Consider the following 14,272-nt stretch of genomic DNA (forward strand, 5'->3'; position numbering starts at 1 on the left):
TTGGAGGAAGTTGCAGATGAAAACACTCATTAAAAATGGGAAGATCATTTCCCACGACAATCAGTTGATCCCTGTAGAAATTTGGATCGAAGAGGGAAAAATCAAGGCAATCGGAACGGCGTTTGATACCGTTTTTGATGAGGAATTCGATGCCCAAGGACAATTGATCACCCAAGGATTAGTCGACGTTCACGTCCATTTAAGAGAACCCGGCTACACTTATAAGGAAACGATTAAAACCGGCAGTAAGGCTGCGGCTCGAGGAGGATTTACCACGGTTTGTGCGATGCCAAATCTTGATCCGGTTCCAGATACAGCAGAAAAATTGACTGCCGTATATGAAATTATCAAAAAAGATGCCGTTGTCAATATTTTACAATATGCACCCATCACTGAAAAACTTCGTAGTGAAGTTTTGACGGATCAAAAAGCTCTAAAAAAAGCGGGAGCCTTTGCTTTTACCAATGACGGTGTCGGCGTTCAAACTGCTGGAACGATGTATCTGGCAATGAAAGCCGCTGCCGCAAACAATATGGCTCTGGTTGCCCATACGGAAGATGAGTCCTTACTCTTCGGTGGTGTGATGCACGCAGGAAATAAAGCGAAAGAATTAGATTTACCGGGTATTCTCAGCGCCACGGAATCATCTCAGATTGCTCGTGATTTACTACTGGCGGAAGAAACTGGATGCCATTACCATGTCTGCCACGTTTCAACAAAAGAAAGTGTACGAGTGATCCGAGATGCGAAAAAAGCCGGAATTCACGTTACCGCAGAAGTTTCCCCTCATCATTTAATTCTTAACGAAAACGATATTCCGAATGATTTTGGTTATTGGAAAATGAACCCACCATTACGAGGAAAAGAAGATCAAGAAGCGCTGATTGAAGGTCTTTTAGATGGAACAATTGATTGCATCGCCACGGATCACGCCCCCCATGGATTTGAAGAAAAAAATCAAAGTTTTTTAAAAGCACCATTTGGTATTGTGGGTTCGGAATACGCATTTCAGTTGATTTATACCCATTTTGTAAAAACCGGCCGCTTTACATTGGCGCAGGTCATTGAATGGATGGCCGTTAAACCGGCAGAAATATTCGGTTTGGGGACTGGTCGATTGACGATTGGCGGAAAAGCTGATTTGGCAGTTTTTGATCTTCAACATGCGCATCGCATCGCAGCAGATCAGTTTGAATCAAAGGCAGTCAACACGCCTTTTGATCAATGGGAGGTATATGGTGATACCCTTTATACTTTCGTAAATGGACAACTTGTTTGGAAAAAAGGTGAAGAAAAATGAAGCGTTGGTTGATTTTAGAAGATGGCACTTATTTTGAAGGTGAAGGGTTCGGCGCAGAAACGAATGTATTCGGTGAAATTGTGTTTACAACAAGTATGACCGGTTATCAAGAAACGATCACGGATCAAAGTTTTAATGGACAGATCATTGCTTTTACCTATCCGATGATTGGAAATTATGGAATCAATCGAGATGATTATGAATCAATTGCCCCAACCTGCAAGGCGGTTGTAGTCAAGGAACACGCCCGTTTAGCCAGTAATTGGCGGAATCAATGGACTTTAGCAGAATTTTTGAAACAAAAAGGCATCCCTGGAATTTCTGGTATCGACACCCGGGCATTAACAAAAAAATTGCGTAAGTACGGAACCATGAAGGCCAGTATCGTTACAGAGGAAAATTTCACTCATGCTTACGACCAATTGAAGGCAGCTGTACTGCCAACAAATCAAGTGGCACAGGTTTCTACTTCAAAACCTTATCCTAGTCCTGGAATCGGCCATAATGTCGTGGTGATCGATTTTGGGCTGAAACACAGTATTTTACGCGAACTTTCTAATCGTCAATGTAATCTTACGGTTTTACCTTACAATACTCCTGCAAAAACGATTTTAGAATTATCACCGGATGGCGTAATGCTGACCAATGGACCGGGAGATCCCAAAGATGTACCGGAAGCCATTGAAATGATTCGAAACATTCAAGGAAAGGTGCCGATTTTTGGGATTTGTTTAGGACATCAGCTTTTTGCCTTAGCCAATGGTGCAGATACTTATAAAATGCCCTTTGGACACCGGGGATTAAATCATCCGGTTCGAGAAATTGCTACCGGCAGAATTGATTTTACTTCACAGAATCATGGCTATGCTGTTACCGAAGCATCTATTAATCCAGAGGTCCTAATGGTTACCCATACCGAGGTCAATGATGGAACGATCGAAGGGATTCGTCACAAAAATTATCCGGCATTCAGTGTGCAATTTCACCCGGATGCGGCTCCGGGACCACATGATGCCTTGCATTTATTTGATGAATTTATAGAAATGATGGATACATGGAAGGGGCAGCATCAATGGCAAAACGGACAGATATAAAAAAAATCATGGTGATTGGCTCTGGACCTATCGTGATTGGTCAAGCAGCTGAATTTGATTATGCCGGGACACAAGCCTGCCTTGCATTGAAAGAAGAAGGCTATGAAGTTGTGCTGGTCAATTCTAATCCGGCGACAATTATGACAGATAAAGATATTGCTGATCAAGTCTACATTGAACCAATTACGTTTGAATTCGTTTCTCGAATTTTGCGAAAGGAACATCCAGATGCTTTGCTGCCAACATTAGGTGGACAAACTGGATTAAATATGGCGATTGAATTAGCCAATTCAGGAATCCTTGATGAATTAGGTATTGAATTATTAGGCACTAAATTAGCTGCCATCGATCAAGCGGAAGATCGGGATTTATTTAAAAAATTGATGGAAGAATTAGAACAGCCGATTCCTGAATCAGCAATCATTACTACGGTAGAAGAAGCGGTCGTGTTTGCCAAAACCATCGGCTATCCAGTCATTGTTCGTCCGGCCTTCACCCTTGGGGGTACCGGCGGCGGAATGTGTGACGACGAAGAAGAACTGCGGCAGATTGCTGAAAACGGATTGAAGTTATCACCGGCAACCCAATGTTTGATTGAACGCAGTATCGCTGGTTTTAAAGAAATTGAATATGAAGTGATGCGGGATTCAGCAGATAATGCAATTGTCGTCTGCAACATGGAAAATTTTGATCCTGTTGGAATTCATACTGGCGACTCAATTGTTTTTGCTCCAAGTCAAACTTTAGCCGATCATGAATATCAGTTGCTGCGGGATGCATCCCTTAAAATCATCCGCGCCTTGAAAATCGAAGGAGGCTGTAACGTTCAATTGGCGCTTGATCCCCACAGCTTCAATTATTATGTTATCGAGGTCAATCCGAGGGTTTCTCGTTCTTCCGCTTTAGCAAGTAAAGCAACCGGTTATCCGATTGCAAAATTAGCAGCAAAAATCGCAGTAGGCTTAACGCTGGATGAAATGAAAAATCCGGTAACCGGAACGACCTATGCTGAGTTTGAACCAACTTTAGATTATGTCGTAACCAAAATCCCTCGCTGGCCTTTTGATAAATTTGAACATGGGGAAAGAACTCTAGGAACCCAGATGAAAGCCACTGGGGAAGTGATGGCGATTGGGCGAAATATTGAGGAGTCTTTGTTAAAAGCCGTTCGTTCTCTGGAAATAGGTACCTATCACGTGGAGTTGCCCATCTTAAAAACTCTTTCAGATAATGATGTGACCACAAAAATGGTCAAAGCGCAAGATGATCGATTGTTCTACGTTGCTGAAGCTATTCGTCGGGGGTATACAATCCAGGATATTGCCGAAATGACGAAAATTGATTTATTCTTTTTGGATAAACTTTTGCACATCACAGAGATCGAAGACCAATTAAGGGAACAACCATTTGCTCTCCCTCTTTTGAAAAAGGCGAAACAACATGGCTTTGCAGATCGTAAAATCGCTGAGCTTTGGGGGAGTGAAACAGAAATCATTCGGCAAACACGTAAAGATGCACAAATTTTACCGGTATATAAAATGGTGGATACCTGTGCGGCAGAGTTTGAGTCCACAACACCTTATTTTTACAGCACCTATGAATTTGAAAATGAAAGTATGAAATCCGACAAAGATTCTGTCTTGGTCTTGGGATCAGGTCCCATTCGAATCGGACAAGGAGTGGAGTTTGATTACGCCACCGTCCATTCGGTCCAAGCCATTCAAGCCGCTGGTTATGAAGCTATTATTATTAATAGTAATCCCGAAACAGTTTCAACTGATTTTTCAATCTCGGACAAACTTTATTTTGAACCATTGACACTGGAAGATGTTCAAAATGTGATCGACTTGGAAAAGCCAATGGGCGTGATCGTTCAATTTGGTGGACAAACAGCAATCAACTTAGCAGAGCCGCTGGAAAAAGCCGGTGTGAAAATTCTTGGAACCAGCATTGAAGATTTGGATCGGGCGGAAAGCCGTGATTTATTTGAACAGGCATTAAAAGAATTGGATATTCCGCAACCGCCAGGGGATACCGCAACGAATAAACAAGAAGCAGTCGCAATTGCTCAACGAATCGGTTATCCGGTTCTAGTTCGTCCCAGCTATGTATTAGGCGGACGAGCAATGGAAATCGTTGAAAATCAAGCAGATTTAGAAGATTACATGGAACACGCAGTCAAAGCATCTCCGGAACATCCAGTTTTAGTAGATAGCTATCTCATTGGTAGCGAGTGCGAGGTAGATGCAATTTGTGACGGAGAAACAGTTCTGATACCGGGGATCATGGAACATATCGAACGAGCCGGTGTTCATTCCGGTGATTCAATGGCGGTCTATCCACCACAAAAATTATCAGAAGAAATCAAACAAACCATTACCGACTACACCATCAAATTAGCTTTGGGTCTGAATTGTATCGGAATGATGAATATCCAATTTGTGATTCATGAAAATCAGGTCTATGTGATCGAAGTTAATCCACGGGCAAGTCGAACGGTTCCTTTCTTAAGCAAAGTAACTGGCATTCCGATGGCACAGCTGGCGACTAAAGCAATTTTAGGAACAAAATTAACCACATTGGGTTATCAAAATGGTCTTTATCCAGAAAGCACCACGGTTCACGTAAAAGCACCAGTCTTTTCCTTTACAAAACTGCAAAAGGTGGAAACCCATCTGGGACCAGAAATGAAATCTACTGGCGAAGTGATGGGATCGGACAAGACTTTGGAAAAAGCACTTTATAAAGCATTTGAAGCAGCTGGGCTGCATATTCCTGAATTTGGTACAGTCTTGTTTACCATCGCTGATGATACGAAGGAAGAGGCGGCAGAATTAGCGCAGCGTTTTTCAGAAATCGGCTTTAGCATCGTTGCAACAGAAGGAACTGCGGCCTATTTTGAAAATCTTGGTATTCGTGTCAAGGCAGTAGGCAAACTTTCTGATAGTGACAAAGAGCCAAACGCTCTCGCTTATCTAAGAGGAAAAGCGCAGTTGGTAGTCAATACGATGGATAAAAATCGCCAAGGCAGCTCACAAAACGGCTTTTTAATTCGGCGGGAGGCTGTCGAACATGGTGTACCATTATGTACATCATTAGATACTGCGGGAGCAATTTTGAAGGTGATGGAAGCTCGTGCCTTTACTACCTCGGCAATCTAACACGGCTGTTTTTACTGAACAAAATCATTACGGACAAGCAAGAAATCTACATGCTTTTTTTGAAAGCAAAGGATGCAGGAGGAACTCATGAAACAGGAATTAATGACTATTGTCTCTCAGAAAAATTTGGCTCCGAAAATTTATGAAATGACGCTTTCGGGAAAACTAGTTCAAGAAATGAAGACTCCGGGACAATTCTTGCATATTCGCGTTCCAAGACAAGATTTGCTTTTACGCAGACCCATCAGTCTAAATCAAATCGATCTTTCTCAAAATACCTGTCGCATCATTTATCGAGTCGAAGGAGATGGAACCAGAGTCTTTTCTGAATTAAAAGCTGGTGATTTTCTAGATGTTTTGGGACCGTTGGGAAATGGTTTTGATTTAAGTCAGTTGGCAGCAGGAGATCAGGCATACATCATCGGGGGAGGAATCGGTATTCCCCCTTTATATGAACTTTCCCGCCAATTGGTGAAACGAGGCGTCACCCCCGTTCATTTTTTGGGATTTGCGTCAAAAGAAGTTTTATATTACGAAAAAGAATTTTGTGCATTGGGTGAGACCCGAATTGCCACAGATGATGGCAGCTACGGTGTTCACGGCAACGTCGGCAATCTTTTGTTAGCCGATTCCTCAGCTCCGCCGGCTGCTGTTTTTGCCTGTGGAAGCAATGGCTTATTGAAAACAGTCGAACAACTCTACCAGCAACATCCCAACACGCAGCTTTCTTTAGAATCACGAATGGCTTGTGGCATCGGTGCTTGTTATGCCTGTGTTTGTCATTTGCAAGAGGATGAAACAGGAGAAAAAAGCATGAAGGTTTGTGATGAGGGGCCCATTTTCTCCGTTGGAAAGGTGGTTTTATAATGGATCTTTCAGTAAAACTTCCCGGTTTAACCTTGAAGAACCCGATCATGCCGGCAAGCGGCTGTTTCGGTTTTGGCAAAGAATACGGGGAATATTATGATTTGAATCAATTAGGAAGTATTATGATCAAAGCAACGACTCCTCAACCTCGATTTGGCAACGAAACTCCTCGTGTGGCTGAGACCCCTAGTGGAATGTTGAACGCCATCGGATTGCAAAATCCTGGAATGAATGTCGTGATGGAAGACTATTTGCCGGAATTGCAACAAAAATATCCGGAACTACCAATCATTGCAAATGTTGCCGGTGCTTGTGAAGAAGATTACGTTGCTGTTTGTGAACGAATTGGAGATGCACCAAATGTTCGTGCTATTGAGTTAAATATTTCCTGTCCGAATGTGAAACATGGGGGTATTGCTTTTGGTACAGATCCCAAAGTTGCTTACGAACTGACGAAGGCTGTTAAAAAAGTGGCAACGGTTCCGGTCTACGTTAAATTATCTCCTAATGTCACCGACATCGTTCCTATTGCACAAGCAATTGAAAAGGGCGGAGCAGATGGCTTCACCATGATTAATACTCTATTAGGGATGCGAATCGATTTAAAAACCCGCAAACCGATTTTAGCCAATCAAACAGGGGGATTATCCGGACCGGCAATCAAGCCTGTCGCAATCCAATTGATTCACCAAGTCGCAGCTGTGTCGGATTTGCCAATCATCGGTATGGGCGGCGTCATGACGGTGGATGATATACTGGAAATGATTATGGCCGGTGCCAGTGCGGTAGCTGTCGGAACTGCAAATTTTACTGATCCCTATATTTGTCCCAAACTTATCGAGGGATTGCCACTACGGATGGCAGAGCTGGGGATTGAATCAATCCAACAACTTATTCAAGAAGTGGAGGAACGCAAATGAATCAACGACCAATTATCGCCTTGGATTTTTCCAGTCGCGGCGAAGTCGAACTTTTCTTTAAAAAATTCCCAAAAAATGAACCGCTGTTTGTCAAAATTGGTATGGAGCTGTTTTATCAAGAAGGACCGGAAACCGTTCGCTGGTTAAAGCGCAATGGTCATGATGTTTTCTTGGATTTAAAATTGCATGATATCCCAAATACCGTCGAAAAAGCTATGCGGGGATTGGCCGACTTAGGCGTCGACATCACATGTGTCCATGCGGCAGGCGGCGTCAAAATGATGGAAGCTGCTTTACGGGGACTGGAAGAAGGAACGCCCATGGGAAAACAACGTCCTAAGTTATTGGCAATTACTCAGTTGACCTCCACGACAGAAAAACAAATGCAAGAAGATCAATGGATTAATGTATCTCTGGAAGAAAGTGTCATTCATTACGCCCAATGTGCCCAACAGGCTGGTTTGGACGGTGTTGTTTCGTCGGCATTGGAAGTTGAAAAAATCAAACAGTCAACTGCTTCTGATTTTGTTTGTCTCACGCCCGGTATTCGTCCGACAGGCAGTGAAATTGGAGATCAAAAACGAGTGGTTACTCCCGGAGATGCCCGCAAAAATGGGGCAAGTTACATCGTTGTCGGTCGTCCTATTACCCAAGCAGCCGACCCATATGAGGCGTATTTGAAAATCAAAAATGAATGGAACGGAGAAAATCAATGACCTTAGAAATGACCATTGCAAAAGATTTATTGGAGATTGAAGCGGTTTTTTTGAGTCCTAGTGCACCTTTTACTTGGGCGAGTGGCATCAAAAGTCCGATTTATTGTGACAATCGAATCACGATGAGTTATCCTGCTGTTCGCAAGCAAATCGCCAGAGGTTTGGCAGAAAAAATCAAAGACTTTTACCCAGAAGTAGAAGTCATTGCCGGAACGGCAACTGCTGGTATTCCTCATGCCGCTTGGGTGGCAGAAATTCTTGAGTTGCCAATGGTTTATATCCGCAGTAAGGCGAAAGATCATGGAAAAGGCAACCAGATTGAAGGTCGGATCACTAAAAATCAAAAAATGGTAGTTATTGAAGATTTGATTTCCACCGGCGGCAGTGTACTGGAAGCCTGCGAAGCAGCAAAAAAAGAAGGTGCGGATGTCTTAGGCGTAGCCGCAATTTTTACTTATGAACTACCAAAAGGAAAAGAAAATTTTGAAAAAGCAGCAATGCCTTTGGTAACTCTGACAAATTATAGTGCCTTGGTCGCAACTGCTCTGGAAACCAACTATATCGACCAAAAAGATCTTGTATTATTGGAAAAATGGAAAGAAAATCCAGAGAATTGGTTGCAGTGATGGATTTTTTGAGACTAAACAATTTTTAGTCTCTTTTTGTTTATTTTCAGAAATTTTTTTGGTAGGATGGAAACAACTCAATAGGAAAGCGGGGAACGTTATGGGATTGAATGAATATTTGCTAGGATTGAACAATCTGGAAAAAATTTACCGAGCACCAGGTTTTTTTAAATTTACCGAACACAGTGTTGCAGCACACTCCTATCGCGTCGCTTCTATTGCACAAGTTTTAGGGGATATTGAGGAGATGAACGGTATCGCAATCGACTGGAAATCCCTTTATGAAAAAGCGTTGAATCATGATTATACAGAGCGTTTTATCGGTGATATCAAAACACCCGTCAAATACGCCAGTCCTGAATTGCGGGCAATGTTGCAACATGTGGAAGAAAAAATGACGGATGAATTTATTCACCAAGAAATTCCCTCTGAGTTTCAAGCAATCTACCGACGCCGCTTGTCGGAAGGAAAAGATGAAACGGTGGAAGGGGAAATTTTGGCGATCGCCGATAAGGTAGATCTTTTGTATGAATCCTTTGAAGAAATCAATAAAAATAATCCGGAAAAGGTATTCGAAGAAATGTTTTTAGAATCGGTACAGACGATTAAGCAGTTTCAACATCGTCCAAGTGTCGAATATTTCTTTAAAAACATTTTTCCAGAATTACTGGATGAGCGCTTTTACGGTGATCAGAAATTTTTAGAAGAAATCAATGAAATCCTTATTTCTTAAACTTAGGAGGTAACAGGTTGAAGCGAAACATGGATGTTCCTTGGAGTTATCAAGGAGAAAATGGACCAGAATATTGGCACACCCTATGTGATTGGTATCAGGAAGGAGCAGAATTTCCTTTTCAATCACCAATTTCATTGGTTCGATCAGAGACGCAACAAAAAGGAATTAAGCCAATCAGTTTTCACTATCAAAAAGAACGTTTTACGGAAAAAGAATTTAAAAATACGATTCATTTCGTTCCCTATGATTGCACCAGCTATGTCCTTTTTGAAGAAAAAAAATATCTGCTGACAGATATTCATTACCACATGCCTAGTGAACATTGGCTTGATGGAGAACAAAAGGAAATCGAATTTCATTTGGTCCATATGGATAAAGCAGGAAACAACCTGGTCGTTGGCGTTTTATTTCAATTGTGTGAACAAGAAATGCCTTTTAAAGCAGGCGATTCGTGGGATTTTGACAATCATCTGGAGATTTTTGATCCAACGATTTTTTTACCACGTCGAAGAAGTCACTTTCATTATGTCGGTTCATTGACCACACCACCTACGAAGGGACCAATCAATTGGTTCGTTTTTGATGAAGTGGGGAAAATGTCCCGACGTTTTATTGAAGAATTTAGAGAAGAAGTTTTAGAAAATAACAATCGTCCACTACAAGAAAAATTGGATCGGGGAATTTTCTATTTTGAGGAGTAGGAACAAATGAATCTTCAACAGTTGCGTTATGTGGTAGCAGTCGCGAATAATGGCAGTTTTCGCGAAGCTGCTCGGAAAATGTTTATCACTCAGCCGAGCCTGTCAAACGGCATCAAAGAATTAGAAAAAGAACTAGGATTGAGCCTTTTTGTCCGTACCAACCAAGGTGCTGTCTTGACAGCCGACGGAAAGGATTTTTTGGCGCGGGCAGAAAAAATTCTGGTACAAATGGATCGTTTGGAGACGCGTTATCAAAAAAAAGAACCCACCGAACGTTTTTCTATTGCTTCCCAGCATTATGATTTTTTGGGCTCGATTATCGGCGGTCTGATCCAGCGTTTTCCTCAGTACGAAGAGTACCGGATCATGGAGACAACGACTGCTAAGGTAATTGAAGAAGTAGCTGAAGGCCATAGCGAAATCGGCTTGTTGTATATGAATGAAAAAAATCAAAATGGGCTGGAACGTTATTTAGAACAGGCAGGCTTGGCAAAAGTTGATCTCGGTACTTTTCGCACGCATATTTTTGTCGGTAAACAGCATCCGTTAGCCGAGCAAAAAGAAATCGCAACGACACAGTTGAAAGACTATTCTCAAGTTCGTTTTAATCAAGAGGGGGGTAATTTTGATTATTTTGAGGAAGATCCTCTGAAAAATCAAACAAAAAGCTGTATCGTTACCAATGATCGGGGAACCTTAACCAATATTTTACGAACCAGTGATGCGTATGCATCCGGCTCTGGCATCGTCGATCGGGGAACGAAAGAACAAATCCGCTTGATCCCATTAGCAGAAGAACCCCTGAATCATCTTTATGGTATTTATCCAAAACAAACAAAACTTTCGGAGATCGCAGAAGAATTTTTTTTCGATGTGCGGACCTTCATCATCAACAGCAAAAAACCAACCGCTTAGGCAGTTGGTTTTTTTGTACGTTCCTGAATGGCTTCTTCTTCTGGCGTGATAAAATAGGTTTTTTGATTCTCGTAAATCACGTAGCCAGGTTTTGCCCCATTTGGCTTGTGGATGTATTTGACCTGTACCAAATCCACCGGAACTTGGGCAGAATAACGGTATTTTGAAAAATAAGCAGCCAGCTCGGCAGCCTCCAAAATGGTTTCTTCTGAAGGCGTATTGGAGCGGATAATGACATGAGAACCGGGAATGTTTTTGGCATGAAGCCAAAAATCCGTTTTGCGGGCAGTACGCAAGGTTAGTTGGTCATTTTGCAAATTGTTTTTACCAACCAGAATCTCTGTCCCATCAGTTGCGTAAAAAATTTCTGGTTGTGATTTTTTATTTTTTTTCTGACGCTTTGCCGGTTTCTTCAAATAGCCTTGATCTTGGAGTTCCTCCCGAATAATCTCTACATCCATCGGTCCGGCGATTTCCAATTGCGCCAGCACAGATTCAAGATAAGCGATTTCTTCTTTGGTTTCTCGAATTTGTTCACCAATCAGTTTGACCGCATTCCGTAATTTTTGATACCGTTGAAAATATTTTTGAGCATTTTGATTGGGTGACCATGCCGGATTCAAGGCGATTGTCATCAGACGGTCCTCTTCATAATAATTGGGCAACTCGACGGAGGTTGCGCCTCTTGGTACCTGAGTCATGAAGGTAGTCAACAATTCGCCTTTTTGTCGAAATTCTTCTGCGTTTTCTGAATCAGCCAGTGTTTTTTCACGCTTCATCAATTTCTTCTTATTCCGAGTCAGCTCGTTTTCCATTTTTCGTAACAATTCACTGCCTTGCTGCTTAACTCGATCCCGTTCCGCTTTGTCATGATAGTAAAGATCTAAAAGCTGACTGAGGGTTTCGGTGGTTTGTATTTCTGCATCTTCAATCAGCGTTTGATAGGGAACAGGTGTGAAGAAATCTTTTTTTTCTTGTAAGACGAGCGTGGGGGAAAGCTTTTCCTCTAGGGTTTGGAAGAAATCATGCCAGACACGCAATTTTTCATTTGGTGCTTGGTTCAAGCGAAAAGCAAGTTCTGTTGCAGTATCGGCCCCCAATCCCTGAAATTGTTGTTGCAAATAGTTTTTTGTCAGTTCTGGGGCTTTTGAAAGCCGGTCGAAAATCACAGGATCACTTGTGGTAAAAGGATTCAAAAGGTCCTGTTTTGGCGGTTCAACATAATCGACTCCCGGTAAAAGGGAACGATACGTATTTTGCGATGCACCGATATGTTTGATGGCATCTAAAATTTTTCCAGTCTCTTGATTCATCAATAAAATCGTGCTGTGACGTCCCATCAATTCGACGATCAATACAATATTTTGCAAGTCTCCCAATTCATCTCGACGACTAAAAGTGAAATGAATTACCCGGTCATTGTTAATCTGATGGATTCGTTCCAAAATTGCGCCATCCAGATACTTTCGCAGCATCATAATAAAATTCGGCGGTGTATCTGGATTGGCATATGCGATGTTGGTCAGTTGCACCCGGGCATAACTGGGGTGGGCGGACAAGAGCAGTTTTTTATTCTTTCCTTGGTTACGAATCACCAATATGATTTCGTTTGTATAAGGCTGATGGATTTTTGAAATGCGTCCCCGCACTAATTCTTTCGAAAGTTCTTCAATCATTAAATGAGTAAATACGCCGTCAAATGACATCTTTTTTTCCTCTTTTCATAAATTACCTGTTAAATGCTTATTATAACACTAGCGTTTGATTTTTTTGATTTTATTTTCTTCCTCATCATCCAATGCATCCTGCAATTCTCGATGCAAGAAGAAGGAGATCACCGTGCGAATGACGACGACAGCAGCCAAACGCAAAATATCCTCGGTCGTAGGATTGATGATTGATTCGATGATATCTGCAGCAATCAAAATTTCCAGACTGAGCAGGATGTAACTGCCTAAAAAGTTTTTGATGAAATTGTTGTTGCGGGCGGCACGAACGTGATCGATATGGGTCGATTCTGATCGGATGAAATCATATCCGGAGATAATGACACCCCAAACTAAAACGATAATGGAGAGAAAATTTAAACAAAGGATCATAATTTCAAAAATCGGGGTTAAAATCTCCATAATATTGTCACTTAAATGAATCATCGGGTTCCTCCTGTGTCCTTTTTTTGCTGATTCTGACTCAAGTCCATCCACTATGTAAAAGAAAAAAATAGGGAAAGCTTTTTATTAAAAGTCGTTTCCTCTATCATACAAAAGATTTGAAAAGATGGAAAGATTCTTGACGTTAATAGTGATTAATTGCTAGTATGGGATAATAGATATAAACCATGTAGAAGTGACGGAAAGGGGGGAAAAGCGTTGGAGGTAAAAAAATGGCTTGAAACTATAAAAACACAGGTTCTTGATCATTGGGATCAGCTGGCTGACTGGGTAGACAGAGAACCAAAACGAGCAATGCTCACGGGAGCCAGTCTGCTTGCCTGTTCGTTACTCTTTGCCGGCGGCATGCTTTGGTCGCAACGGCATATTCGCCAATCAGAATACGAAAATCTGGTTTTTTCCGCGCTTCCGTCAAAAAAAATCCAGCCTTTGAGCTATCAAAGTGGAGATCATCAAATCAGCAAGTCACAGGCGATTTCTGTTATGTTCAGCAAACCCCAGGGAAAAACCTATCAACAGGTCCTTGATCTTTTGGATAGTGAAAAAGCGCAAGAATTTAATCGGCAAGTTTTCTATTATCCGATTGTCTATAATACAGCGGGGATTCAAGAAAAGTACGGCGTCAATCCCGATCAGGTGACAATTGTCTTTTTTGAAAAAGGAAAAGAAAAAAATCGGTTTGTCGTAGAGCAATTGACTGATTTTGGAGAAGAATTTATTCCTGAGTTGAATCGGCTACCAATGTGGAGCATCAAAGAAATTGAGGAAAAATAGAAAAAATTCAGAAAACAGTCATTTTTCTATTGACGAATAAAAAACAATCAGGTATTCTATTTTCAACACAAACGAAGGGGTGACCATCATGAAACTATTTACATTACAAACTCAAGGACAATTGAAGAGTTGGCAAAACTGGCGTAGATAGTTGTATTGATGGAAAAAAATCCATAGATACAACTTTTTAGAGAACATTCTAATGTTGTGTCTATGCCAAATAATTTTGAAATTATTGCCGCATAGAAACGTTCTATGCGGTTTTTTAGTTGCGACTAGCAATTTCCGCAG

At 41.6% G+C, this 14,272-nt stretch carries 13 protein-coding genes; 11 read left to right on the forward strand and 2 right to left on the reverse strand.

Features of this window, described 5'->3' with window-relative positions:
* The first annotated feature begins 16 nt into the window (after positions 1-16).
* From pyrC to FFM66_RS05065, 10 genes are all read left to right on the forward strand, one after another.
* Positions 17-1,300: a dihydroorotase gene (gene pyrC / locus FFM66_RS05020; protein ID WP_137605189.1), complete on the forward strand. Its 1,284-nt coding sequence runs from the start codon at positions 17-19 to the stop codon at positions 1,298-1,300.
* Positions 1,297-2,394: a carbamoyl phosphate synthase small subunit gene (locus FFM66_RS05025; protein WP_048605234.1), complete on the forward strand. Its 1,098-nt coding sequence runs from the start codon at positions 1,297-1,299 to the stop codon at positions 2,392-2,394. The genes pyrC and FFM66_RS05025 overlap by 4 nt, the downstream gene beginning before the upstream one ends.
* Positions 2,373-5,555 carry a carbamoyl-phosphate synthase large subunit gene (gene carB / locus FFM66_RS05030; RefSeq protein WP_137605190.1) on the forward strand — a complete coding sequence of 1,061 codons (3,183 nt, stop codon included), beginning with the start codon at positions 2,373-2,375 and terminating at the stop codon, positions 5,553-5,555. Before FFM66_RS05025 ends, carB begins: the two co-directional genes overlap by 22 nt.
* A gap of 87 nt (positions 5,556-5,642) precedes the next feature.
* Positions 5,643-6,422 carry a dihydroorotate dehydrogenase electron transfer subunit gene (locus FFM66_RS05035; protein WP_137605191.1) on the forward strand — a complete coding sequence of 260 codons (780 nt, stop codon included), beginning with the start codon at positions 5,643-5,645 and terminating at the stop codon, positions 6,420-6,422.
* On the forward strand, positions 6,422-7,342 hold the full coding sequence (locus FFM66_RS05040; RefSeq protein WP_137605192.1) for a dihydroorotate dehydrogenase: 921 nt from the start codon (positions 6,422-6,424) through the stop codon (positions 7,340-7,342). Before FFM66_RS05035 ends, FFM66_RS05040 begins: the two co-directional genes overlap by 1 nt.
* Positions 7,339-8,058 (forward strand): orotidine-5'-phosphate decarboxylase, encoded by a 720-nt coding sequence (pyrF, locus tag FFM66_RS05045; protein ID WP_048605238.1) that lies wholly within the window; start codon positions 7,339-7,341, stop codon positions 8,056-8,058. The genes FFM66_RS05040 and pyrF overlap by 4 nt, the downstream gene beginning before the upstream one ends.
* Positions 8,055-8,684 (forward strand): orotate phosphoribosyltransferase, encoded by a 630-nt coding sequence (pyrE, locus tag FFM66_RS05050; RefSeq protein ID WP_048605239.1) that lies wholly within the window; start codon positions 8,055-8,057, stop codon positions 8,682-8,684. Before pyrF ends, pyrE begins: the two co-directional genes overlap by 4 nt.
* Positions 8,685-8,784: 100 nt before the next feature.
* Positions 8,785-9,417, forward strand: a complete 633-nt coding sequence (locus FFM66_RS05055) for a YfbR-like 5'-deoxynucleotidase (protein ID WP_137605193.1) — start codon at positions 8,785-8,787, stop codon at positions 9,415-9,417.
* A gap of 17 nt (positions 9,418-9,434) precedes the next feature.
* Positions 9,435-10,121, forward strand: a complete 687-nt coding sequence (locus tag FFM66_RS05060; protein ID WP_237579221.1) for a carbonic anhydrase family protein — start codon at positions 9,435-9,437, stop codon at positions 10,119-10,121.
* Positions 10,122-10,127: 6 nt separating this feature from the next.
* Positions 10,128-11,036 (forward strand): LysR family transcriptional regulator, encoded by a 909-nt coding sequence (locus FFM66_RS05065; RefSeq protein WP_137605194.1) that lies wholly within the window; start codon positions 10,128-10,130, stop codon positions 11,034-11,036.
* On the opposite strand, the gene efbA is transcribed toward FFM66_RS05065, so the two are convergent.
* Entirely contained in the window at positions 11,033-12,742 is a 1,710-nt protein-coding gene (efbA, locus tag FFM66_RS05070) for a fibronectin-binding protein EfbA (RefSeq protein ID WP_137605195.1), read from the reverse strand. The two genes, FFM66_RS05065 and efbA, sit on opposite strands and share 4 nt — an antisense overlap.
* 48 nt (positions 12,743-12,790) lie before the next feature.
* Positions 12,791-13,189, reverse strand: a complete 399-nt coding sequence (locus FFM66_RS05075; RefSeq protein WP_048605244.1) for a DUF1622 domain-containing protein — start codon at positions 13,187-13,189, stop codon at positions 12,791-12,793.
* A gap of 216 nt (positions 13,190-13,405) precedes the next feature.
* On the opposite strand from FFM66_RS05075, the gene FFM66_RS05080 reads away from it, so the two are divergent.
* Positions 13,406-13,981: a hypothetical protein gene (locus FFM66_RS05080; protein ID WP_137605196.1), complete on the forward strand. Its 576-nt coding sequence runs from the start codon at positions 13,406-13,408 to the stop codon at positions 13,979-13,981.
* Positions 13,982-14,272: the final 291 nt, after the last annotated feature.

Origin of the sequence: Enterococcus songbeiensis, assembly GCF_005405265.1 — a bacterium.
GTDB lineage: Bacteria > Bacillota > Bacilli > Lactobacillales > Enterococcaceae > Enterococcus_C > Enterococcus_C songbeiensis.

What these genes read in the sequence shown, in the direction of transcription:
- carB (WP_137605190.1), top strand. Translation starts at nt 2,373, where the DNA reads ATGGCAAAACGGACAGATATAAAAAAAATCATGGTGATTGGCTCTGGA.
- FFM66_RS05040 (WP_137605192.1), top strand. Translation starts at nt 6,422, where the DNA reads ATGGATCTTTCAGTAAAACTTCCCGGTTTAACCTTGAAGAACCCGATC.
- pyrF (WP_048605238.1), top strand. Translation starts at nt 7,339, where the DNA reads ATGAATCAACGACCAATTATCGCCTTGGATTTTTCCAGTCGCGGCGAA.
- pyrC (WP_137605189.1), top strand. Translation starts at nt 17, where the DNA reads ATGAAAACACTCATTAAAAATGGGAAGATCATTTCCCACGACAATCAG.
- FFM66_RS05035 (WP_137605191.1), top strand. Translation starts at nt 5,643, where the DNA reads ATGAAACAGGAATTAATGACTATTGTCTCTCAGAAAAATTTGGCTCCG.
- FFM66_RS05025 (WP_048605234.1), top strand. Translation starts at nt 1,297, where the DNA reads ATGAAGCGTTGGTTGATTTTAGAAGATGGCACTTATTTTGAAGGTGAA.
- FFM66_RS05055 (WP_137605193.1), top strand. Translation starts at nt 8,785, where the DNA reads ATGGGATTGAATGAATATTTGCTAGGATTGAACAATCTGGAAAAAATT.
- FFM66_RS05065 (WP_137605194.1), top strand. Translation starts at nt 10,128, where the DNA reads ATGAATCTTCAACAGTTGCGTTATGTGGTAGCAGTCGCGAATAATGGC.
- FFM66_RS05075 (WP_048605244.1), bottom strand. Translation starts at nt 13,189, where the DNA reads ATGATTCATTTAAGTGACAATATTATGGAGATTTTAACCCCGATTTTT.
- pyrE (WP_048605239.1), top strand. Translation starts at nt 8,055, where the DNA reads ATGACCTTAGAAATGACCATTGCAAAAGATTTATTGGAGATTGAAGCG.
- efbA (WP_137605195.1), bottom strand. Translation starts at nt 12,742, where the DNA reads ATGTCATTTGACGGCGTATTTACTCATTTAATGATTGAAGAACTTTCG.